Here is a 22,102-nt window from a genome sequence, read left to right on the forward strand (position 1 = left end):
TAATGGATTCTGATGTTACGGAAGGACTGTTGTATTTCTTACTTGAGGAAATAAGTACGCGTTATGCCGTCCGATAATCAAAAAAATGCTGATAATCTGTCGTTTGCCAAGCCGCGGCACGTCGCTATTATCATGGATGGGAATGGCCGTTGGGCGAAAAGCAAGGGAAAACTGCGGATATTTGGCCATCAGGCTGGCGTAAAATCTGTGCGTCGGGCGGTGAGTTTTGCCGTTACTCATGAACTCGACGCGTTAACGCTCTATGCGTTCAGCAGTGAGAACTGGAACCGTCCCGCTCAGGAAGTTACGGGGCTGATGGAACTGTTTGTCCGTGCGTTGGATAGTGAAGTGAGAAGCTTGCATAAACACAATATCCGCCTACGCATCATTGGTGATATCAGCCGTTTTAGCCCGCGTTTACAAGCGCGTATCCGTCACTCGGAGGAGCTGACAAAAAATAATCAGGGCCTGACGCTGAATATTGCTGCGAATTATGGCGGCCGTTGGGATATCATTCAGGGAGTAAGGCGGCTTGCAGAGCAGGTACAGGAAGGAACGTTACGTCCTGACAGCATTGATGAAGATGCATTATGCCAATATATTTGCCTGAATGAGCTGGTCCCGGTCGATTTGGTGATCAGAACCGGTGGAGAACATCGCATAAGTAATTTTTTATTGTGGCAAATTGCTTACGCCGAGCTTTACTTTACCGATGTCCTTTGGCCTGATTTCGATGAACAAGTCTTTGAAGGTGCGCTGAATGCATTTGCACAACGCGAGCGCCGCTTCGGGGGAACAACACCTATCGATGCGAATGCGTCCTAGGGGGAACTTTTGCTGAAGTATCGCCTGATTACTGCTTTGATCTTAATTCCAATTGTTATCGCGGCATTGTTTTTGTTGTCCCCATTGGGATTTACGCTGGTCACGTTGGCCGTATGTATGTTGGCAGCCTGGGAATGGGGGCCGCTGTCAGGTTTTTCTTCCTATAATCAGCGCCTATGGTTGGCCATCTTGTGTGGTTTTTTATTGGCGCTGATGCTATTAACCCTTCCGGCATACCACTATTCGATTCATGTTCTGCAAATCAGCGCTGTGCTCTGGATCTCTTTGGGCTGGTGGTGTGTCGCGCTGTGTCTGGTTCTGTTCTATCCCGCTTCAGCATCGCTGTGGCGGCACTCGCGAGTTCTGCGACTGCTATTCGGGATTATGACGATTGTTCCTTTTTTTTGGGGAATGGTTGCGCTTCGCCAATATAACTATGACGTGAATCCTTTTAGCGGTGCATGGTGGCTGTTGTACGTCATGCTGCTGGTATGGGGAGCGGACAGCGGCGCCTACCTGTTTGGCAAACGGTTTGGCAGACGTAAGCTGGCGCCAAAAGTCTCTCCTGGGAAAACCTGGGAAGGTTTTGCCGGCGGGTTGGTCACATCAGCCGTGATTTCCCTGCTGTTTAGTCGCTATGCTCCGCTGAGCGTGGCATCATCGACATTATTGGTCTGTTCTATTGTGGCTGCGCTGGCTTCGGTGGTGGGCGATTTGACCGAAAGCATGTTCAAGCGCGAAGCCGGTATTAAAGACAGCAGTCATTTGATCCCCGGACATGGTGGCGTGCTGGATCGTATTGATAGCCTGACAGCAGCAGTACCGGTCTTTTCCTGTCTGATGCTGTTGATATTTAAAGCTGTTTAGGATGAAACGGTAGAGTATGATGAATTTCCTCTGGAGTTTGGCCGCGTTTATCATCGCACTGGGTGTGCTGATTACCGTGCATGAATTTGGTCACTTCTGGATTGCTCGTCGGTGCGGCGTTAAGGTTGAGCGTTTTTCTGTCGGCTTTGGTCGGGCCTTATGGCGTCGTCGTGATCGATCGGGCACGGAGTATGTCATTGCGCTAATCCCGCTTGGGGGCTATGTCAAAATGCTTGATGAGCGTGTCAATACCGTCGCGCCGGAGTTCCGCCATCAATCATTTAATAGTAAGACTGTCTGGCAGCGTGCCGCTATCGTCAGCGCAGGGCCTATTGCCAATTTCCTTTTTGCCATTATTACGTATTGGCTGGTATTCATTATCGGTGTACCTGGCGTACGGCCGGTGGTTGGTGAAATATTGCCCAACTCCATCGCTTCTCAGGCGGAAATGTCAGCAGGAATTGAACTAAAGTCGGTTGACGGTATCGAAACGCCTGACTGGGATACGGCGCGTCTGGCGTTGATTGGCAATATTGGCAGCCGGGAAGTCGTGATCAACGTCGCGCCTTTAGGCTCCAGTCAGACAGTGCAGAAAACGCTGGATTTGCGTGACTGGCAATTTGAGCCCGATAAGCAGGACCCGGTTATGTCTCTGGGCATGGTTCCTCGCGGACCGCAGATTGAGGCGGTGTTGACTCAGGTTCAACCGGGATCCGCGGCAGAAAAAGCGGGTTTGCAAGCCGGGGACAGGATCGTTAAAGTCGGCGGACAGGTTTTGACGCACTGGCGTGAATTTGTCGCTGCCGTGCGTGATAATCCGGGGCGAAGTATTGCCCTGGACATCGAAAGGAACGGCGTAACGCTGCCTTTGACGCTGACGCCTGACAGCAAGTTTGTCGGTAATGGCAGGGTTGAAGGGCTTGCGGGCGTGTTGCCGAGTGTGGCGCCGCTGCCTGAAGAATTCAGAACGGTTCGTCAGTACGGACCGTTTAGCGCCATCTATCAGGCAACAGATAAAACCTGGCAACTGATGAAATTGACCGTCAGTATGTTGGGCAAGCTGGTTACGGGTGATGTTAAGCTGAATAATCTGAGTGGTCCGCTTTCGATTGCTCAGGGCGCGGGAATGTCAGCGGATTTCGGATTGGTTTATTACCTGATGTTTCTGGCCTTAATCAGCGTCAATCTGGGGATCATCAATCTGTTCCCTCTGCCGGTACTGGATGGTGGACACCTGCTCTTTCTTGCGATTGAAAAGCTGAAGGGCAGGCCGGTTTCTGAGCGTGTGCAGGACTTTAGTTATCGCATTGGTACTGTGTTGCTGATGTTGTTAATGGGACTCGCACTTTTCAATGATTTCTCTCGTCTCTAGGCGTGGGATTAGGTTAGGAAAAACGCATAACAACGATGGCGATGAAAAAGTTGCTCATAGCGTCGCTGCTGTTCAGCAGCGCCACCGTATACGGTGCAGACGGGTTCGTAGTGAAGGACATTCATTTCGAGGGCCTGCAACGGGTTGCCGTCGGTGCGGCATTACTCAGTATGCCAGTCCGCGTTGGCGATACCGTCAATGATGATGACATCGGTAATACCATCCGTGCTTTATTCGCGACCGGAAATTTTGAAGATGTCCGCGTGATGCGCGACGGCGAAACGCTGATCGTTCAGGTTAAGGAGCGTCCGACAATCGCCAGCATCACGTTTTCCGGCAACAAGTCGGTAAAAGACGACATGTTGAAAGAGAATTTGGAAGCTTCCGGCGTGCGGGTGGGGGAAGCGCTTGACCGCACGACGCTTTCCAGCATCGAAAAAGGACTGGAGGATTTCTACTACAGCGTGGGTAAATACAGTGCGTCGGTCAAAGCCGTTGTCACGCCGTTGCCCCGTAACCGCGCCGACCTGAAGCTGGTGTTCACGGAAGGCGTGTCCGCCAAGATTCAGCAAATCAATATCGTCGGTAATAAAGCCTTCAGCTCTGATGAACTGATTTCCCGTTTCCAACTGCGCGATGAAGTACCGTGGTGGAACGTGGTCGGCGATCGCAAATACCAGAAACAGAAATTGTCCGGCGATTTGGAAACACTGCGTAGTTTTTATCTGGATCGCGGCTATGCCCGCTTCAACATTGATTCAACGCAGGTAAGCCTGACGCCGGATAAAAAAGGCATTTACATCACCATCAATATGACGGAAGGCGATCAATACAAGCTTTCTGGCGTGATCGTTAAAGGTAATCTGGCCGGTCATTCTGCCGAGATTGAAGGACTGACTAAAATTGAGCCCGGCGAGTTGTATAACGGCACCAAAGTGACTCGTATGGAAGAGGACATTAAAAAGCTTCTTGGCCGCTATGGGTACGCTTATCCGCGCGTGGTCACTCAGCCGGAAATCAATGATGCCGATAAGAGCGTGAAGCTGAATATCAACGTTGATGCCGGTAACCGTTTCTATGTCCGCCGAGTACGTTTTGAAGGCAACGATACCTCCAAAGACTCTGTACTGCGCCGCGAAATGCGCCAGATGGAAGGGGGCTGGTTAGGTAACGATCTGGTTGAACAGGGTAAAGAGCGCCTTAATCGTCTGGGATACTTTGAAAGCGTCGATGTGGAGACACAACGCGTGCCGGGTACTGCCGATCAGGTTGATGTGACCTATAAGGTCAAAGAGCGTAACACCGGGACATTCAACTTCGGCGTAGGCTTCGGCACAGAAAGCGGCGTTAGCTTCCAGGCGGGCGTCCAGCAGGATAACTGGCTGGGAACGGGTAACTCTGTCGGTATCAGCGGCACGAAAAACGACTACCAAAGCTATGTTGAACTGTCGCTGACCGATCCGTATTTTACCGTTGATGGCGTTAGCCTCGGTGGTCGTATCTTCTACAACAAGTTTGAAGCGTATGATGCGGACCTCTCTGATTACACCAACGCCAGCTATGGTATCGGCAGCACGTTAGGTTTCCCGATCAACGAGAACAACTCGTTACGTCTCGGCATCGACTATGTTCATAACGACCTGTCGGATATGAAGCCTCAGGTAGCCATGTGGCGCTATCTGGATTCCGTCGGCGTTAATCCAGATATCGTGGGGGCGAATGACAAGTCCAGCTCGGATTTCAAAGCGAATGATTTCTTCCTGAATACCGGCTGGTCTTACAACAGTCTTGATCGGGGCTATTTCCCGACCAGAGGAACCCGCGCTTCGGCCAATGCTAAAGTGACGATCCCAGGCTCGGATAACGAATACTACAAGCTGACGTTTGACTCGGCGACGTATTACCCGTTAAGCGATAGCGGTCAATGGGTTATTATGGGACGAAGTCGTGCGGGCTATGCCGATGGGCTGAGCGGTAAAGAAGTACCGTTCTACGATAACTTCTATGCGGGTGGTTCGAGTACGGTGCGCGGCTTCCAGTCGAATACCATCGGTCCTAAAGCCGCCTATTATCTCTGTAACGGCGGTGAGTCTTCTTATGCCAACTGTCCGATTGATAAAGACAATCTGGATGATGCCGTGGGCGGTAACGCGATGGCGGTTCTGAGTGCCGAACTGATCGTGCCGACGCCGTTTGTCAGTGACAAATATGCCAATTCGATTCGTACTTCATTCTTCGTGGATGGGGGGACGGTCTGGGATACCAATTGGGAAAACACCTCGGCAACCGCTGACGCAGGCGTCCCTGATTACAGCAAGGCGAGTAATTTCCGGGTTTCCAGTGGTATCGCCCTGCAATGGATGTCTCCGCTTGGGCCACTGGTCTTCTCCTATGCCCAACCGGTTAAAAAATACGATGGAGATAAGTCGGAGCAGTTCCAGTTTAATATTGGCAAAACCTGGTAATGTGACGACGGCAGGTCGTATGCAAGACAAATCGTATGGCGGACATAGTTTAAGATCCAGATATTGCTATGACGTTATGCAAATTGAATGTGTGAAGACACAAATTAGGTTAGGTTGAGGAGTTTATAGTGAAAAAGTGGTTATGTGCCGCAGGCCTCGGTTTAGCATTGGCTGCATCTGCAAGCGTTCAGGCTGCTGACAAGATCGCGGTTGTTAACGTATCCAGTATTTTCCAGCAGTTACCGCAGCGTGAAACGGTAGCCAAGCAGTTGGAAAATGAATTCAGAGGCCGTGCTACTGAATTGCAATCAATGGAAAAAGAGTTGCAGACCAAAATGCAAAAGTTGCAACGTGATGGCTCTACCATGAAAGCAAGCGATCGCAACAAAATGGAAAAAGACGTCATAGCGCAGCGCGAGCAGTTCTCTACGAAAGCGCAGGCTTTTGATCAAGACAACCGTCGTCGCCAGATGGAAGAGCGCAATAAAATCCTGACCCGTATTCAGGATGCGGTAAAAACGGTTGCCAGCAAAGAAGGTTATGATGTTGTGATTGACGCTAACGCGGTAGCGTATGCAGCCAATGCAAAAGACATTACTGCCGATGTGCTGAAACAGGTTAAATAATACATGTATTCAATTCGACTGGACGCGTTAGCCCAACAGTTGGATGCACAATTACACGGTGATGGTGATCTCGTCATCACCGGTGTTGCTTCCATGCAATCGGCAAAAGCAGGGCAGATTACGTTTCTGTCTGACAGCCGTTATCGTGAGCAATTGGCCGAAACTCCGGCCTCCGCCGTCGTGCTGACGGAAGCGGATTTACCTTACTGTCAGGTTGCCGCGCTGGTGGTGAAAAATCCCTATCTGACTTATGCGCGTATGGCGCAGTTGATGGATACCACGCCACAGCCCGCGACGGATATTGCTTCCAGCGCGGTAATTGCGGCGGATGCTTCATTAGGCAAGCAGGTTTCGGTCGGCGCCAACGCGGTGATTGAGTCCGGCGTGCAACTGGGTGACGGCGTGATCGTCGGCGCCGGTTGCTTTATCGGTAAAAATGTCCGCATTGGCGCTGGCACCCGGCTTTGGGCGAATGTCACGATATATCATAATGTTGAACTGGGTGAGCAGTGCCTGATTCAGTCTGGCGCAGTAATCGGTTCAGACGGTTTTGGCTATGCGAACGATCGCGGCAACTGGATCAAAATCCCGCAACTGGGCACGGTCAGAATTGGCGATCGGGTTGAGATTGGGGCGAGCACCACGATCGACCGCGGCGCGTTAGATGATACCGTCATCGGTAACGGCGTAATTATTGATAACCAATGCCAGATTGCGCACAACGTTGTGATTGGCGACAATACCGCGGTGGCGGGTGGCGTCATCATGGCGGGCAGTCTGAAAATCGGCCGCTATTGCATGATTGGCGGCGCCAGCGTGATTAACGGGCATATGGAAATCTGCGATAAAGTCACGGTGACGGGAATGGGAATGGTCATGAGACCAATCACAAAACCTGGGGTATACTCTTCAGGCATTCCGTTGCAACCCAATAAAGTTTGGCGTAAGACCGCAGCGCTGGTGATGAATATTGATGATATAAGCAAACGGTTAAAAGCCGTTGAAAGAAAAGTCGATAATGATTAGCTGCTGGCGTTTTGTTTCATAGGATGTAAACATACTGGATGAGAAACGTATAATCCGGATGTAACCCAAACGTCCGTGGCGAGCGAGCGGTTTTTTTATTAGTACTGTTCGCGTACCAGCGTACGAATCCTAATTTGCGGCCTGCCTGAAGATCCTTCCCTTTTAGGTTCTGAGCAGGCCGTATTGTTGATGGCATCAATTTTATGGACAGGAAGAGTATTTTGACCACTGACACTCATACTCTGAATATTGAAGAGATTTTAGAATTATTACCGCACCGGTTCCCGTTTTTGTTGGTTGATCGTGTTTTGGACTTTGAAGAAGGAAAATTTTTACGGGCGGTGAAAAACGTGTCTTTCAATGAACCTTTCTTTCAAGGTCATTTTCCGGGAAAACCCATTTTTCCCGGCGTGTTGATTCTGGAAGCCATGGCTCAGGCGACAGGTATTCTGGCGTTTAAAAGCGTGGGTAAACTGGAGCCAGGCGAGCTGTATTATTTTGCGGCTGTGGATGAGGCGCGCTTTAAGCGTCCCGTACAGCCAGGGGATCAAATGATCCTGGAGGTTGAATTTATCAAAGAGCGTCGTGGTGTTGCACGCTTTAAAGGTGTCGCCAAAGTTGATGGTGAAGTGGCCTGTGAAGCGTCAATGATGTGTGCTCGTCGTCGGGAGGCCTGATAACGTGATTGATCAAACCGCCTTTATTCACCCCAGTTCCATTGTTGAAGATGGCGCCATTATCGGCGCCGGCGTTCATATCGGCCCATTCTGCTATATCGGCGCTCAGGTTGAGATCGGGGCGGGTACGGTGTTGAAATCGCACGTTGTGGTTAATGGCATCACCAAGATTGGCCGCGATAATGAAATCTATCAATTCACCTCAATTGGCGAAGTGAATCAGGATCTGAAGTATGCGGGAGAGCCGACTCGCGTTGAGATCGGCGATCGTAACCGTATTCGTGAAAGCGTCACGATTCACCGCGGCACTGAGCAAGGCGGTGGGTTGACTAAAGTCGGCAGCGATAACCTGCTGATGATCAATACGCATATCGCGCATGACTGCGTTATTGGCAACCGTTGTATTTTTGCTAATAACGCCACGCTGGGCGGCCACGTTTCCGTTGATGATTTTGCCATCATCGGCGGCATGACGGCGGTGCATCAGTTCTGTATTATCGGCGCGCACGTCATGGTTGGCGGTTGTTCTGGTGTAGCACAGGATGTTCCGCCTTACGTGATCGCTCAAGGTAACCACGCCACGCCGTTTGGTCTGAATATTGAAGGGCTGAAGCGCCGTGGTTTTGAGAAAGAAACCCTGCATGCCATCCGCAATGCCTACAAACTGATTTACCGCAGCGGTAAAACGCTGGATGAGGTAAAACCGGAGATCGAAGCGCTGGCGGTGCAACATCCGGCTGTTCAGGCGTTTATCAATTTCTTCTCACGCTCTACCCGCGGAATCATCCGTTAATCTATGTCAAAACGTCCTTTGATTATCGGATTGGTCGCCGGAGAAACCTCCGGCGATATTCTTGGCGCAGGTCTGATTCGCGCGCTGAAAGTTCAGGCGCCGGATGCGCGTTTTGTCGGCGTTGCCGGGCCTCGTATGCAGGCGGAAGGTTGTGAAGCCTGGTATGAAATGGAAGAGTTGGCCGTTATGGGTATCGTTGAGGTACTTGAGCGACTGCCTCGTTTGCTCAAAATTCGTCGGGACTTGACCCGGCGCTTCACCGAGCTCAAGCCTGATATTTTCGTCGGGATTGACGCCCCTGATTTTAATATTACGCTGGAAGGCCGCCTGAAACAGCGTGGAATTAATACTCTCCATTATGTCAGCCCGTCCGTGTGGGCGTGGCGGCAAAAGCGCGTTTTCAAAATAGGTAAAGCGACCAATCTGGTGCTGGCATTTCTTCCTTTTGAAAAAGCGTTTTACGATCGTTTCAATGTTCCCTGCCGTTTTATCGGTCATACTATGGCGGATGCTATGCCTCTGCATCCAGACAAAATGGCGGCGCGAGCCGCATTGGGAATAGCGCCGGATGCGTTGTGTCTGGCCTTGTTGCCGGGCAGTCGCGGCGCGGAAATTGAAATGCTGAGCGCGGATTTTCTTCATACGGCAGCGCTGCTGCGCCAGCGATTTCCCGCGCTGGAAATCGTGGTGCCGCTGGTCAACAGTAAGCGTCGTGAACAGTTTGGACGGATAAAAAACAGTGTTGCGCCTGATTTAGCGGTGCGTATTCTGGACGGTCAGGCGCGTGAAGCGATGATTGCCAGCGATGCCGCGTTACTGGCGTCAGGAACTGCCGCGCTGGAGTGTATGCTGGCAAAATGTCCGATGGTGGTGGGGTATCGCATGAAGCCCTTTACATTCTGGCTGGCGCAGAGGCTGGTAAAAACGCCGTGGGTATCGCTGCCCAATCTGCTGGCCGGGCGCGAACTGGTTACCGAATTGCTTCAGACCGACTGTACGCCGGATAAACTGGCGCAGGCGCTGCTGCCCTGGTTGACGGATGCGGGCAAGACCGCCGAGCTGCAAACCACATTTTTGGCGCTGCACCGACAGATTCGCTGTAACGCGGATGAGCAGGCGGCTCAGGCCGTACTGGAATTAGTGAAATCATGAGTGGAATGTTTATCTACCCGCAGGCGCGTTTTATTGCGGGTGTTGATGAAGTGGGACGCGGTCCGTTGGTCGGCGCGGTTGTTACCGCGGCGGTTATTCTTGACCCATCCCGGCCGATTAGCGGTTTGGCTGACTCAAAACAACTGAGTGAAAAGCGCCGATTGGCGCTCTATGCTGAAATCGAAGAGAAAGCGCTCTCCTGGAGTCTGGGACGGGCCGAGCCTGAAGAGATCGACCGGTTGAATATTTTTCACGCCACCATGTTGGCGATGCAGCGAGCGGTGGCTGCACTGACCCTCACCCCTGAATTTGTGCTGATCGACGGTAATCGCTGTCCCGCGCTCGCCATGCCTGCCCAGGCAGTGGTAAAAGGGGATAGTCTGGTGGCGGAAATCAGTGCGGCGTCGATCATGGCGAAAGTCACCCGCGACCGCGAGATGGTGGAACTGGATAAACGCTTTCCCGCGTACGGTTTTGCACAGCATAAAGGTTATCCAACCGCGTTTCATTTAGAGAAACTGGCGGCTTTAGGCGCAACCGAGCTCCACCGCCGGAGTTTCGCGCCGGTAAAACGGGCATTAGGACTGGCGTAAGACGCGTGCACCATTAACTATCGACGCGATGGTAAACTGACTGTTGCGTCGACCTACTGATAAATTTTGGGATCTGGCGATGGCCGAACCACGTTTTGTTCACCTACGTGTTCACAGTGACTATTCCATGATCGATGGGCTGGCTAAAGTCGGGCCGCTGGTAAAAAAAGCGGCGGCGCTGGGGATGCCGGCTCTGGCGATTACCGATTTCACCAACCTGTGCGGGCTGGTGAAATTTTATGGTGGCGCGCACGGGGCGGGTATTAAACCCATTATCGGCGCCGATGTGTTCGTCGCGAATGGAGATCTGGGCGATGAACTGGCGCATCTCACGCTACTGGCGATGGACAATGAGGGATACCAGAATTTAACTCTGCTGATTTCACGCGCTTATCAACGGGGCTATGGCGCTGCCGGTCCAACCCTCGATCGCGACTGGCTTATTGAACATCAGCACGGTCTGATTCTGTTGTCGGGCGGTCGTCACGGCGATGTCGGCAGGTTTATGTTGCGTGGCAATCAGACGCAGGCCGAGCACTGTCTGGCGTTTTATCAGCAACACTTCCCCGATCGTTATTATCTGGAGCTGATCCGCACAGGTCGGCCCGACGAAGAAAGCTATCTGCATGCGGCGGTCGAACTGGCGACGAAGCACGGTCTTCCGGTGGTCGCCACCAACGATGTGCGTTTCATCAGTGAAGATGATTTTGATGCGCACGAAATCCGGGTCGCCATCCACGACGGTTATACGCTCGACGATCCTAAACGTCCCCGCAACTACAGCGCGCAGCAATATATGCGCACTGAAGATGAAATGTGCGAGCTATTTGCCGACATCCCCGAAGCGCTGATCAACAGCGTCGAAATTGCCAAACGTTGTAACGTGACTATCCGCTTGGGCGAATACTTCCTGCCCAAATTCCCGACCGGGGATATGAGCACGGAAGACTATCTGGTTAAACGTTCAAAAGAGGGGTTGGAGGAGCGTCTAGAATTTCTGTTTCCCGACCCGGAAATTCGGGCGCAAAAACGTCCTGGATATGATGAGCGTCTGGACATTGAACTCGGTGTTATCAACCAGATGGGGTTCCCCGGTTACTTCCTGATCGTGATGGAGTTTATCCAGTGGTCCAAAGACAACAACGTTCCAGTGGGGCCGGGACGGGGTTCTGGCGCGGGATCGCTGGTGGCCTATGCGCTGAAAATTACCGACCTGGACCCGCTGGAGTTCGACCTGCTGTTTGAACGTTTTCTTAACCCGGAACGCGTGTCCATGCCTGACTTTGACGTCGATTTCTGTATGGAAAAACGCGATTTGGTGATTGAGCACGTTGCGGAAATGTATGGTCGTGACGCGGTTTCACAGATTATTACCTTTGGTACGATGGCGGCGAAAGCGGTTATTCGCGACGTGGGCCGCGTACTGGGCCATCCCTATGGTTTTGTCGATCGTATTTCCAAGCTGGTGCCGCCCGATCCGGGCATGACGTTGGAAAAAGCCTTCGCCGCCGAACCCCAACTGCCTGAAATTTATGAGGCCGACGAGGAAGTCCGGGCCCTGATTGATATGGCGCGCAAGCTGGAGGGCGTAACGCGTAATGCCGGTAAACACGCCGGCGGGGTGGTGATATCGCCAACCAAAATCACCGATTTCGCACCGCTGTACTGCGATGCGGAAGGTAACCATCCGGTTACCCAGTTTGATAAAAGCGACGTTGAATATGCCGGGCTGGTGAAGTTCGACTTCCTCGGCCTGAGAACGCTGACCATCATCGATTGGGCGTTGGAAATGATCAACGCGCGGCGGGCGAAGCAAGGGCTGGAGCCGATAGATATCGCCGCGATCCCACTCGATGACAAGAAGAGTTTCGACATGCTGCAACGCTCGGAAACCACTGCGGTATTCCAGCTTGAATCGCGCGGCATGAAAGATTTGATTAAGCGCCTGAAGCCTGACTGCTTTGAAGATATGATTGCGTTGGTGGCGTTGTTCCGCCCTGGCCCGCTACAGTCCGGCATGGTGGATAATTTTATCGACCGCAAGCATGGCCGTGAGGCCATCTCCTATCCTGATATCGAATGGCAGCATGAGTCGCTTAAACCGGTGCTGGAACCGACCTATGGCATTATTTTGTATCAGGAACAGGTGATGCAGATTGCTCAGGTTCTGGCGGGATATACGCTGGGCGGGGCAGACATGTTGCGCCGGGCGATGGGTAAAAAGAACCCGGTCGAAATGGCCAAGCAGCGCGGCGGTTTTGAAGAAGGCGCCAAATCACGGGGCATTGACGGTGAGCTGGCGGTCAAAATCTTCGATCTGGTGGAGAAATTCGCCGGTTATGGCTTTAACAAATCACACTCCGCGGCCTATGCGCTGGTTTCCTATCAGACGCTATGGCTGAAAGCGCATTATCCCGCCGAATTCATGGCGGCGGTGATGACCGCCGATATGGACAATACCGATAAAGTGGTGGGACTGGTTGACGAATGCTGGCGGATGGGGTTAAAAATCCTGCCGCCGGATATTAACAGCGGGCTTTACCATTTCCACGTTAACGATGACGGTGAAATCGTTTACGGTATCGGGGCGATCAAAGGCGTGGGTGAAGGCCCGATTGAAGCCATTATCGAGGCGCGTAATCAGGATGGTTATTTCAAGGAACTGTTTGATCTCTGCGCCCGGACGGATATCAAGAAGCTGAACCGCAGGGTACTGGAAAAGCTGATCATGTCCGGGGCGTTTGATCGCCTGGGTCCACACCGTGCCGCGCTGATGAATTCATTGGGCGACGCGCTGAAGGCTGCCGATCAGCATGCCAAAGCGGAGGCGATCGGCCAGGTCGACATGTTTGGCGTGCTGGCGGACGCGCCGGAGCAGGTTGAACAATCCTACAGCACGGTTCCGCCGTGGCCGGAGCAGGTGGTGCTGGACGGTGAGCGGGAGACGCTGGGGCTCTATCTGACCGGCCACCCGATCACCCAGTATCTTAAGGAAATCGAACGCTATGCCAGCGGCTTGCGTTTGAAAGATATGCACCCGACGGAGCGGGGAAAAATGACCACGGCCGTCGGGCTGGTATTGGCCGCCCGCGTCATGGTGACCAAGCGGGGAAACCGCATTGGCGTTTGTACGCTGGACGATCGTTCAGGCCGCCTTGAAATTATGCTCTTTACCGATGCGCTGGAAAAATATCAGCATTTGTTGGAAAAAGACCGTATCCTGATCGCCAGCGGACAGGTCAGCTTTGATGACTTTAGCGGCGGGCTTAAAATGACCGTCCGCGAATTGATGGACATCAGCGAAGCGCGGGAAAAATATGCGCGCGGGCTTGCTATCTCGCTGACCGATAGGCAAATTGATGACCAGCTATTAAACCGTCTCCGCCAATCGTTGGAACCCCATCGTTCGGGGACGATCCCAGTGCATCTCTATTACCAGCGGGAAGATGCGCGCGCAAGGTTGCGCTTCGGCGCCGCGTGGCGAATCACGCCGACCGATACGTTGCTCAATGAGCTGCGCGCACTCGTGGGTAATGAGCAGGTGGAACTGGAATTTGACTAATATGGGAATACTATGAGTCTGAATTTTCTTGATTTTGAGCAGCCGATTGCAGAGTTGGAAGCGAAAATTGACTCGCTGACCGCAGTCAGCCGTCAAGACGAAAAATTAGATATTAATCTGGACGAAGAAGTCCAGCGGCTACGTGAAAAGAGCGTTGAACTGACGCGTAAAATTTTCTCCGATCTGGGCGCCTGGCAGATCGCGCAGTTGGCGCGTCATCCGCAGCGTCCGTATACGCTTGATTACATCAAACATATTTTTACCGACTTTGATGAGTTGGCGGGCGATCGCGCCTATGCCGATGATAAAGCGATTGTCGGTGGGATTGCGCGTCTGGATGGTCGTCCGGTGATGATTATTGGTCATCAGAAAGGGCGTGAAACCAAAGAAAAAATCCGTCGAAACTTTGGAATGCCCGCGCCGGAAGGCTATCGCAAAGCGCTGCGCCTGATGGAAATGGCTGAACGTTTCAAGATGCCGATCCTCACTTTTATTGATACGCCGGGTGCTTATCCCGGCGTCGGCGCAGAAGAGCGCGGCCAGTCCGAGGCGATTGCCCGTAACCTGCGTGAAATGTCGACATTGCGCGTGCCGATTGTCTGTACCGTTATTGGCGAAGGAGGTTCAGGCGGCGCGCTGGCCATAGGCGTTGGCGATAAAGTCAATATGCTGCAATACAGCACCTATTCCGTTATTTCCCCGGAAGGCTGCGCTTCTATCCTGTGGAAGAGCGCGGACAAAGCGCCACTGGCTGCTGAAGCGATGGGCATTACCGCCCCGCGTCTGAAAGAACTGAAAATGATTGATAGTGTTATCCCTGAACCGTTGGGATCGGCGCATCGTAACGTTGCAGCGATGGCGGAGTCGTTGAAAGCGCAATTACTGACCGATCTACATGCTCTGGACGGTCTGAGCGAAGAAGAACTGCTTAACCGTCGGTATCAGCGCCTGATGAATTACGGCTACTGCTGATAGTCCGCCGTTACCGCGGCAATGATTGACACAGGCCCGTCATCCAACAACTGGATGGCGGGCTTTTTCATGGGTACTGGTTGTGTTACATCAGCAGTCTTCAATAATCAGATAGGCCGCGTTCACCGGCCCATGTACGCCGATAACTTTAATCAATTCAATGTCCGCCGTGGAACTGGGACCGGCAATCAGATTGATGCAGGCGGGCATACGTTCACCGTTTTGCGCCATAGAGTGTAATCGCTGCGCCAACTGCGCCACACGCGGCAGGATGTTGCTTTTGCGCAACACAAAGATAGAGGACTCAGGCAGCAGACTGATCGAGCAACCGCGCTCTGGCGCGGAAAACAGCACCACGCCGCCAGATTCCGTCAGCCCCGCTTCAGCGTAGACCACGCCAATCTTCGCTTGTTCGGCAAGGCGAATATTCTCCTCCTGGGCCGCAGGGTGCCAGATATGCGCGTTGTAATGCTGTTGCAAAGTCTGCGTAATGCCCAGTTCTTCCAGACGCGCGTCACCGCTCACGATCACGGGCGTTTGGCCGTACTCTTCGCACAGCGCCAACAGATTTTCCTGTAACGCCTCTGCCGATGTCACTACACAGTTGGCCTTGAGGGTGGTTCGGGCGAAATCGACAAATGCCTGACAGCGTTGATCCGGCGACAGCTCCGTCAGGCGCGTTTGCGCCAGCAACGTCGTCTCTGTGATGGCGCAAACGGGTCTATGACGCACTTCCCGGCCAAGTTGTGTGGCAATTTCCGCTAAAAAGTCGTCACGGTTTTGTTGATTAAGCATTATTTTTTCCCCTCGGACTGATGACGTTTAAACCAGCTGCGAAAGCTTTCGCCATCTGCTTCCGGCAAGTCGCGCGCCTGCGTCCATGCACCCAGCGCCCCAATATTAAATGGCGCTTTACCATCCTTAATCATCCACCCGGCGGCTTTGGCGCCCATCACCATGCCCACTTTCCATAAACCGGGATGGGCGTTGGCGTAGTTGAAGAGTTTTATGCTTCGTTGCTCCGTTTTGGGCGTGAGCCCCTGTTCCGCCATGACGCGACGGTGTTTGAGCAGCAACTGCGCCAGCGGGATTTTCACCGGACACACCTGGTTACAGGCGGTACAGAGTGAACAGGCGTAAGGCAGATCTTTAAAATCCTTGTAGCCGCCCAACAACGGCGACAGTACGGAACCGATAGGGCCGGGATAGATTGAACCGTAACCGTGTCCGCCGATGTGACGATAGGCCGGACAGGTATTGATGCAGGCGCCGCAGCGGATGCAGCGCAGGACCGAGCGGAATTCGGACCCCAACACCTGAGAGCGTCCGTTATCGATGATGACCAGATGAAATTCCTCCGGGCCGTCAATGTCGTCTTCCCGACGCGGGCCGGTCAGCCACGTATTGTAACCGGTTAGGCGGGCGCCTACCGCGCTGCGGCATAGCATGGTGATCAAGACGTCGACTTCGGCGAAAGTGGGCGCAATACGCTCCATGCCCATCACCGCGATATGGGTTTTCGGCAGGGTGGTGCATAGCCGCCCATTGCCTTCATTTGTCACCAGACAGACCGACCCCGTTTCGGCGACGGCGAAATTACAGCCGGTAATACCAATCTCCGCGGTCAGAAAATCCTGACGGATCTTCCGGCGGATAAATAGGGTCATCGCTTCCGGGGTTTCCGGGCCGCTGTAGCCTAAGCGTTCTTTCAATATGCGCTGGATTTGGTGGCGGTCTTTATGAATAGCGGGGACGACGATATGTGACGGCGGATCTTCATCCAACTGGAGAATATATTCGCCCAGATCGGTTTCCACCACCGTGATGCCCGCCTGCTGGAGCACCTGGTTCATGCCAATCTCTTCCGTGACCATGGATTTTGACTTCACCACCTTTTTGGCTTGCTTGGCTTGCGCGACCTTCAGAATATAGTCGGTGGCCTGTTCGCAGGTGCGGGCAAAAAAGACGTGTCCGCCATTTTCGTTCACTTTTTCTGTCAACTGGTACAGATAGGCATCCAGGTTTTCCAGTACGTGATTACGGATTTGTTCCGCCTGATCGCGCCATTGTTCCCAGTTACCCAGTTCTTCCACCATCTTTTGCCGGTTGCCGCCGATGCGCTCCTGCGCCATGGAAACATTGCGACGCATGATATTGTCCTGCATTTCCGCATTGATGCGCGGCCTGAAATCGACTTTACTGGTTTTCAAATACATCAGCGGCCCCCTTATCGGCTCATCAATACTTCGGCGATATGCATCACCTTGACGGAATGGTTTTCCCGGCTTAGCCTGCCGCCGATATTTATCAGGCAACTGACGTCGGCGCTAATCAGATAGTCCGGCTGCGGCGCCGTCAGATGCCGCACTTTTTCCTTGACCATTTCACCGGAGATTTCGGCCATCTTGACCGAAAAGGTGCCGCCGAAACCGCAGCAGGTTTCCTGGTGTTCAAACGGCATCAGTTCAAGTTCTTCTACATGGTTTAGCAGCGTAAGCGGCGCATCGGTGACGCCCAGCTTACGGGACAGGCTACAGGATGGGTGGTATACCGCCTTACCGGGCAGGCGAGCGCCCACATTGACCACGCCCAGAACATCGACGATAAACGAGGTAAGATCCTGCATTCGTGCGGACACGGCCTGCGCGCGCTGCGCCCACGCTGGTTCATCGCTCAGGTAGCCAGCATAGCTTTTGATGGCATAGGTACAGGAGCCGGCCGGGGACACAATCGGATAATCATTTTCTTCCAGCGCCATGATCAGGGACTTCATGGCGGGTTTCGCGTCCTCGACATAGCCGCTGTTCAGCGCGGGCTGGCCGCAGCAGCCCTGCTTTTCGGGAAAAAATACGTTACAGCCCAACTGCTCAAGCAGCAGCACCGTGTCACGCGCCATCTTGGCCTTTAAGACATCACCAAGGCAGGTGACATAAAAATTGATATTCATTGACGTTTGCTCCATTGACAACAGTTAAACGTTAGCCGGGCTGATAAGTTTTTTGGCTGTATTTTTATCTAATTCAAAGTGCTTATGTTGTTTGGCGGCCTAATAAAAAAAATAGTACAGGGCGCTGACCTTAAACCCGAGAATGACGATGTAGATCAGACAATAGCGCAACACGCCGGACATAATGGCGCTGCTCTGCCCTTCCAGGCGTGTTGCTGATACGGCTATCGAGATGCTCTGCGGCGAGATCATTTTCCCGCCCGTTGCGCCAGAGGTGTTGGCCGCCGCCAGCAGGAGCGGATCGGTGCCTATTTGTTGCGCCGCGGTGGTTTGCAGCTTGCCGAACAACACGTTGGAGTTGGTGTCGCTGCCGGTGACGAAAGTACCCAGCGCGCCAATCAGCGGTGCAATGAAGACGTAGCCGCGTCCGGTGATCGCCACCAGCGAGTTGGCGACATCGCCGATCATGCCGCTGGTGTCCATCACCGTTGCCATGGCGACGATAGCGCAAATGGCGATGATGGCGTTTTTTAGTTGCACGACGGTGCGCCACAGGACGTCAAGCATGGCGCCTGGCCGCGCGCCCTGAATCGCGCCGCCGGTCAACGTGGCGAGAATAATCAGTACGCCGGGGGTGCCCAGCCATTCGATTTTCAGCAGCAGCGTCTGCCCGGTGCTCAGCGCCAAAGGGAACTGTGAGGCAATCAGGCCGACGGTCTGCTTCAGCGCGGGAAACAGCGGAGAACACAGCAGGATAAAGATAAAGGTCAGCAGGTATATCGAACCCGCTCGTAACATCTCACCGCGGCGGTATGTCGTCTTTGGCGGCGCTTGTTCGGCGGCCTGAACGGGAGGCCGGCGTTTGGCCAGCCACATGACGACGGCGATGCTGACCAGGCTGCCGGCGAAAGCGGGCAGTTCGGCGCCAATGTATGCCGCGACCAGATACTGTGGCACCAGCGAGGCGATCCCGCACATCAGCGTGATAAATACCACGCCGCGCAGCGCACGAATACCGCCATTGGTAATGGCGATAATGACAAACGGCAGCAGCAGATTGAATAGCGCAAGCTGAATGATCACCATGCCGCCAAGCTCCGTTACCGGCAGGCCGGTTTGCTGCGCCAGAATCGTTACCGGAATACCCACGGCGCCAAAAGCGGTTGGCACGGTATTGGCCACCAGCGAGGCAATGGCGGCCTTAAGCGGATTGAAACCCAACGCAATCAGCAGGCTGATTGGAATGGCGACGGCGGTGCCGAACCCCGCGGCGGCCTCCAGAAACCCGCCGAAACACCAGGCAATCAGTAAAACCTGAATGCGGGGATCGTCGCTGATGGTGGCCAGCGTGTTTTTTAGTACTTCCATGGCGCCGGTTTTCTGCATCAGGTTGTAGCTGTAGATTGCGCCGAGTATCACGATTACAATCGGCCACAGTCCTTTGGTTGCGCCGTACAGTGATGACAGCAGCAGGTCTGATGGCGATGACTGCCAGTACCAACCGGCAATAATCAGCGTCAAGCCCAGTGCAACCAGAACGGAATAGTGCACAGGTGTTTTCAACCATAGGATCATCAAGATCAAGACAATTAACGGGGAACTACCCAAAAAAAACATCTGTGGGTCAAACATACCGACTCCTTTTTATTGATTTAGATTGTTATTGCTGAGCCTGGGATTAAAACGTGAACTGTATCAGCAGTCGGGATAGGGGGGTCTGTGAGGTGAATCGTTTCGAGTGAAGAGAATGATAAAATCTTTAGCATCAAATGATATAGATCAATCCGTGGGACAGAATAGGGTCGCGTTATGTTAAAGCTGGGCGGTGTTCACCATATTGCTATCATTGTTGCCGATTATTCGCGCAGCAAAAGATTCTATTGCGATATTCTCGGGTTTACCCTGATTAATGAGGTCTATCGGGCAGAGCGGGACTCCTGGAAAGGGGATTTGGCGTTAAATGAATGTTATCTGATAGAGCTATTTTCGTTCCCTTCTCCGCCGCCGCGGGTCAGCCAGCCTGAGGCGTGCGGTCTGCGACATCTTGCGTTTGCCGTCGAGAACGTTGAGCAGGCTGTTGCTTCGCTGACCCATGCCGGTGTGAGTTGCGAACCGGTGCGCATCGATCCTGAAACGCAACGACGGTTTACTTTTTTCTGCGATCCCGATGGATTGCCCCTGGAACTGTATGAGGCTTAAGCCGTGAACATCGCGGAAACCTTGCTCGACGCGGTGGCTGAAAGTACCGCGGGTCATCGGCACATCCTGCTGGCGTATAGCGGTGGGTTGGACTCCAGTGTGTTGCTGCATCTTCTGGCCGCCTTGCGCCAGCGCCGTGGCGGAGTTATCCGGGCCGCCTATGTGCATCACGGTCTGAATGCGCAGGCGGATAACTGGGCGGAACATTGCCGACGCGCCTGCCAACTGTGGCAGGTGCCTTTTGCTTCGCTGCCCGTGACGGTTGAGACGCAAAACGGCGGAGTTGAAGCGGCGGCGAGGGATGCGCGTTATCAGGCTTTGCTGGCCCATTTGCAAAGTGATGAGGTCTTGCTGACGGCGCAGCACCTTGACGACCAGAGTGAAACTTTTTTGCTGGCGCTCAAGCGCGGCAGCGGACCGGCCGGGCTTTCCTCCATGGCCGCTCGCGCGACGGTTGGCGGGCATACGTTATTACGGCCGCTGCTGGGGTTTTCACGTCAGCAACTGGCGCAGTATGCCGTGCAGCATCAACTGAGCTGGATTGAAGACAGCAGCAATCAGGATGAGCGCTTTGACCGGAATTTTTTGCGCTGCCGGGTGCTGCCGCTGCTGACGCAGCGCTGGCCGCATTTCTCTGCGGCCGTGGCGCGCAGCGCGCAGCTATGCGCCGAGCAGGAGCTACTGCTGGATGAACTGTTGGCCGAATCGCTACAGTCGTTGTGCCGGCCTGATGGCGCGCTGAGTATTGCGGGGGTGTTGGCGCTAAGCCCGGCGCGTCGCTTTGCATTATTGCGTCGTTGGCTGGCGGAACGTGGCGTGCCGATGCCGACACGGGATCAATTACACCGTTTATGGCATGAGGTGGCGGCTAGCCGTCAGGATGCGGAGCCTGTGTTACAGCTCGGTCAATGGCAAATCCGGCGTTTTCGCCAGCATCTCTATGTGTTGCCGCAAATGTCGTCACTGAAAACCTGTGTTTTGCCGTGGCAGCCGTTATCTGGGGCGCTGCTGTTGCCGGAAGGTCTGGGATCGTTGGCGCTGGCAGAGGACGGAACCGCCATTCGCCCGCCGCGTGCAGAGGAGCCAGTCAGCATCCGTTTTTACGCCAGGGGAACGATCCGCATTGTTGGCCGGTCGCATGGGCGACACATCAAGAAACTATGGCAGGAACTTGGCGTGCCCCCCTGGTGGCGCGACAGGACACCGCTGGTGTTTTATGGTGAGCAACCGATCGCGGCGCTTGGCTGGTTTGTTACGCGCGAAGGTCAGGCGCAAGAAAATGAACCTTGCTGGCATATTGCCTGGCGTAAAAGCGAAGCGGCTCATACCGAAGGCTGAAATGAAAACGGACAACCGGAGGAGTGTCACAGGTTGTCCGTTTTGAAGAAAAGCATGCCGGGCGTCAAGATTCGCTGACGACGACTTTTCCTATTTCAGGATGGCTGAAGCTGACAATGTGATCGAGCCGCAGTTCGCGTGTTGAACCCGCATCTTCAACCACCAGGTATTCCACATGCTTACGTGAGATCATATCACGGGCTTTACCGGTAACGATCTCACCGCTGCGGAGTTCCAGCGTCAGCGTTAAATTCTGCTGACAGGTTGCTTCCAGGTTGTCGTAATCATCACAGTTGATGGGTTGATATTCGTTACTCATTGACATAATCGCTCACCAATAAGTTAGCGGCGGCATAGGCCGCCTGTTCCCTGACAGAGGATGGCAATGCCGTATTCGCGGCAATTTCATCCAGGGTTTTCAACACACAACCCAGCGTGTCGGGTATATAGCCCAGATCGCCGCTGCCGATCTCTGCGTATAAGCGGCGTACTAATTCACAGTATTGTTGCACTATATCCTCCCTTGAAAGCTCAACCCGGTAGACATTCACGCATCATCACTTTGAATGTACGGATATTGTATGCCTACGAAGATAAGCTCTATTTAATTAGACGACTATAGCATAGGCACCATCAGGATATCAGTACTCCTCCGTTCCCCCAATCCATCCGTTACGCGGTAAGCGTC

Annotated in this window: 20 protein-coding genes; 14 read left to right on the forward strand and 6 right to left on the reverse strand. The window is 53.5% G+C overall.

Annotation, left to right across the window (positions count from 1 at the left end; genetic code table 11):
- The first annotated feature begins 63 nt into the window (after nucleotides 1-63).
- The 12 genes from ispU (at nucleotide 64) to accA (ending at nucleotide 14,930) form a co-directional block, all read left to right on the forward strand.
- Nucleotides 64-825, forward strand: coding sequence for a (2E,6E)-farnesyl-diphosphate-specific ditrans,polycis-undecaprenyl-diphosphate synthase (gene ispU, locus EH207_RS03760; protein WP_137712799.1), 762 nt, complete (start codon nucleotides 64-66; stop codon nucleotides 823-825).
- A gap of 9 nt (nucleotides 826-834) precedes the next feature.
- Entirely contained in the window at nucleotides 835-1,692 is an 858-nt protein-coding gene (gene cdsA / locus EH207_RS03765; protein WP_137712800.1) for a phosphatidate cytidylyltransferase, read from the forward strand.
- A gap of 16 nt (nucleotides 1,693-1,708) precedes the next feature.
- Nucleotides 1,709-3,064: a sigma E protease regulator RseP gene (rseP, locus tag EH207_RS03770; protein ID WP_137712801.1), complete on the forward strand. Its 1,356-nt coding sequence runs from the start codon at nucleotides 1,709-1,711 to the stop codon at nucleotides 3,062-3,064.
- Between the two features lie 35 nt (nucleotides 3,065-3,099).
- On the forward strand, nucleotides 3,100-5,529 hold the full coding sequence (bamA, locus tag EH207_RS03775) for an outer membrane protein assembly factor BamA (protein ID WP_137712802.1): 2,430 nt from the start codon (nucleotides 3,100-3,102) through the stop codon (nucleotides 5,527-5,529).
- Nucleotides 5,530-5,657: 128 nt separating this feature from the next.
- Nucleotides 5,658-6,155: a molecular chaperone Skp gene (gene skp / locus EH207_RS03780; protein WP_137712803.1), complete on the forward strand. Its 498-nt coding sequence runs from the start codon at nucleotides 5,658-5,660 to the stop codon at nucleotides 6,153-6,155.
- A gap of 3 nt (nucleotides 6,156-6,158) precedes the next feature.
- Nucleotides 6,159-7,181 carry a UDP-3-O-(3-hydroxymyristoyl)glucosamine N-acyltransferase gene (gene lpxD, locus EH207_RS03785; protein ID WP_137712804.1) on the forward strand — a complete coding sequence of 341 codons (1,023 nt, stop codon included), beginning with the start codon at nucleotides 6,159-6,161 and terminating at the stop codon, nucleotides 7,179-7,181.
- Between the two features lie 203 nt (nucleotides 7,182-7,384).
- Nucleotides 7,385-7,858 (forward strand): 3-hydroxyacyl-ACP dehydratase FabZ, encoded by a 474-nt coding sequence (gene fabZ, locus EH207_RS03790; protein WP_175413635.1) that lies wholly within the window; start codon nucleotides 7,385-7,387, stop codon nucleotides 7,856-7,858.
- A gap of 4 nt (nucleotides 7,859-7,862) precedes the next feature.
- Nucleotides 7,863-8,651, forward strand: coding sequence for an acyl-ACP--UDP-N-acetylglucosamine O-acyltransferase (gene lpxA, locus EH207_RS03795; protein ID WP_137712806.1), 789 nt, complete (start codon nucleotides 7,863-7,865; stop codon nucleotides 8,649-8,651).
- Between the two features lie 3 nt (nucleotides 8,652-8,654).
- Nucleotides 8,655-9,803, forward strand: coding sequence for a lipid-A-disaccharide synthase (gene lpxB, locus EH207_RS03800; RefSeq protein ID WP_137712807.1), 1,149 nt, complete (start codon nucleotides 8,655-8,657; stop codon nucleotides 9,801-9,803).
- On the forward strand, nucleotides 9,800-10,396 hold the full coding sequence (gene rnhB / locus EH207_RS03805) for a ribonuclease HII (protein ID WP_137712808.1): 597 nt from the start codon (nucleotides 9,800-9,802) through the stop codon (nucleotides 10,394-10,396). Before lpxB ends, rnhB begins: the two co-directional genes overlap by 4 nt.
- Before the next feature lie 79 nt (nucleotides 10,397-10,475).
- A complete protein-coding gene (gene dnaE / locus EH207_RS03810) occupies nucleotides 10,476-13,958 on the forward strand; it encodes a DNA polymerase III subunit alpha (protein ID WP_137712809.1) in 3,483 nt (1,160 codons plus the stop codon).
- A 12-nt stretch (nucleotides 13,959-13,970) separates the two neighbouring features.
- Entirely contained in the window at nucleotides 13,971-14,930 is a 960-nt protein-coding gene (gene accA / locus EH207_RS03815; protein ID WP_137712810.1) for an acetyl-CoA carboxylase carboxyl transferase subunit alpha, read from the forward strand.
- Nucleotides 14,931-15,020: 90 nt separating this feature from the next.
- Here accA and EH207_RS03820 read toward each other — a convergent pair whose 3' ends face one another.
- The 4 genes from EH207_RS03820 to EH207_RS03835 all read right to left on the reverse strand — a co-directional run bounded on the left by EH207_RS03820 (nucleotide 15,021) and on the right by EH207_RS03835 (nucleotide 19,509).
- A complete protein-coding gene (locus tag EH207_RS03820; RefSeq protein WP_137712811.1) occupies nucleotides 15,021-15,725 on the reverse strand; it encodes a LutC/YkgG family protein in 705 nt (234 codons plus the stop codon).
- Nucleotides 15,725-17,146: a LutB/LldF family L-lactate oxidation iron-sulfur protein gene (locus tag EH207_RS03825; RefSeq protein ID WP_137712812.1), complete on the reverse strand. Its 1,422-nt coding sequence runs from the start codon at nucleotides 17,144-17,146 to the stop codon at nucleotides 15,725-15,727. The genes EH207_RS03820 and EH207_RS03825 overlap by 1 nt, the downstream gene beginning before the upstream one ends.
- An 11-nt stretch (nucleotides 17,147-17,157) precedes the next feature.
- Complete coding sequence (locus tag EH207_RS03830) at nucleotides 17,158-17,877, reverse strand: (Fe-S)-binding protein (RefSeq protein WP_137712813.1); 720 nt, start codon at nucleotides 17,875-17,877, stop codon at nucleotides 17,158-17,160.
- Nucleotides 17,878-17,976: 99 nt separating this feature from the next.
- Nucleotides 17,977-19,509, reverse strand: a complete 1,533-nt coding sequence (locus EH207_RS03835) for an L-lactate permease (RefSeq protein ID WP_137712814.1) — start codon at nucleotides 19,507-19,509, stop codon at nucleotides 17,977-17,979.
- A gap of 177 nt (nucleotides 19,510-19,686) precedes the next feature.
- Between EH207_RS03835 and EH207_RS03840 the strand changes: the two genes are divergently transcribed.
- The gene (locus EH207_RS03840) at nucleotides 19,687-20,076 is read left to right on the forward strand and encodes a VOC family protein (RefSeq protein ID WP_137712815.1); all 390 of its coding nucleotides are present in this window, start codon (nucleotides 19,687-19,689) and stop codon (nucleotides 20,074-20,076) included.
- Nucleotides 20,077-20,085: 9 nt separating this feature from the next.
- On the forward strand, nucleotides 20,086-21,414 hold the full coding sequence (gene tilS / locus EH207_RS03845; protein WP_246048957.1) for a tRNA lysidine(34) synthetase TilS: 1,329 nt from the start codon (nucleotides 20,086-20,088) through the stop codon (nucleotides 21,412-21,414).
- Nucleotides 21,415-21,478: 64 nt separating this feature from the next.
- Here tilS and rof read toward each other — a convergent pair whose 3' ends face one another.
- The gene (gene rof / locus EH207_RS03850) at nucleotides 21,479-21,739 is read right to left on the reverse strand and encodes a Rho-binding antiterminator (protein ID WP_137712817.1); all 261 of its coding nucleotides are present in this window, start codon (nucleotides 21,737-21,739) and stop codon (nucleotides 21,479-21,481) included.
- Complete coding sequence (locus tag EH207_RS03855; protein ID WP_137712818.1) at nucleotides 21,726-21,926, reverse strand: YaeP family protein; 201 nt, start codon at nucleotides 21,924-21,926, stop codon at nucleotides 21,726-21,728. The genes rof and EH207_RS03855 overlap by 14 nt, the downstream gene beginning before the upstream one ends.
- Between the last annotated feature and the right edge of the window lie 176 nt (nucleotides 21,927-22,102).

This window comes from Brenneria rubrifaciens, from assembly GCF_005484945.1.
GTDB lineage: Bacteria > Pseudomonadota > Gammaproteobacteria > Enterobacterales > Enterobacteriaceae > Brenneria > Brenneria rubrifaciens.

Excerpts from the sequence above, each read along its gene's own strand:
- ispU (WP_137712799.1), top strand. The coding sequence starts at position 64 with ATGCCGTCCGATAATCAAAAAAATGCTGATAATCTGTCGTTTGCCAAG.
- rseP (WP_137712801.1), top strand. The coding sequence starts at position 1,709 with ATGATGAATTTCCTCTGGAGTTTGGCCGCGTTTATCATCGCACTGGGT.
- bamA (WP_137712802.1), top strand. The coding sequence starts at position 3,100 with ATGGCGATGAAAAAGTTGCTCATAGCGTCGCTGCTGTTCAGCAGCGCC.
- lpxD (WP_137712804.1), top strand. The coding sequence starts at position 6,159 with ATGTATTCAATTCGACTGGACGCGTTAGCCCAACAGTTGGATGCACAA.
- fabZ (WP_175413635.1), top strand. The coding sequence starts at position 7,385 with ATGGACAGGAAGAGTATTTTGACCACTGACACTCATACTCTGAATATT.
- lpxB (WP_137712807.1), top strand. The coding sequence starts at position 8,655 with ATGTCAAAACGTCCTTTGATTATCGGATTGGTCGCCGGAGAAACCTCC.
- rnhB (WP_137712808.1), top strand. The coding sequence starts at position 9,800 with ATGAGTGGAATGTTTATCTACCCGCAGGCGCGTTTTATTGCGGGTGTT.
- dnaE (WP_137712809.1), top strand. The coding sequence starts at position 10,476 with ATGGCCGAACCACGTTTTGTTCACCTACGTGTTCACAGTGACTATTCC.
- accA (WP_137712810.1), top strand. The coding sequence starts at position 13,971 with ATGAGTCTGAATTTTCTTGATTTTGAGCAGCCGATTGCAGAGTTGGAA.
- EH207_RS03820 (WP_137712811.1), bottom strand. The coding sequence starts at position 15,725 with ATGCTTAATCAACAAAACCGTGACGACTTTTTAGCGGAAATTGCCACA.
- EH207_RS03825 (WP_137712812.1), bottom strand. The coding sequence starts at position 17,146 with ATGTATTTGAAAACCAGTAAAGTCGATTTCAGGCCGCGCATCAATGCG.
- EH207_RS03830 (WP_137712813.1), bottom strand. The coding sequence starts at position 17,877 with ATGAATATCAATTTTTATGTCACCTGCCTTGGTGATGTCTTAAAGGCC.
- EH207_RS03835 (WP_137712814.1), bottom strand. The coding sequence starts at position 19,509 with ATGTTTGACCCACAGATGTTTTTTTTGGGTAGTTCCCCGTTAATTGTC.
- EH207_RS03840 (WP_137712815.1), top strand. The coding sequence starts at position 19,687 with ATGTTAAAGCTGGGCGGTGTTCACCATATTGCTATCATTGTTGCCGAT.
- rof (WP_137712817.1), bottom strand. The coding sequence starts at position 21,739 with ATGTCAATGAGTAACGAATATCAACCCATCAACTGTGATGATTACGAC.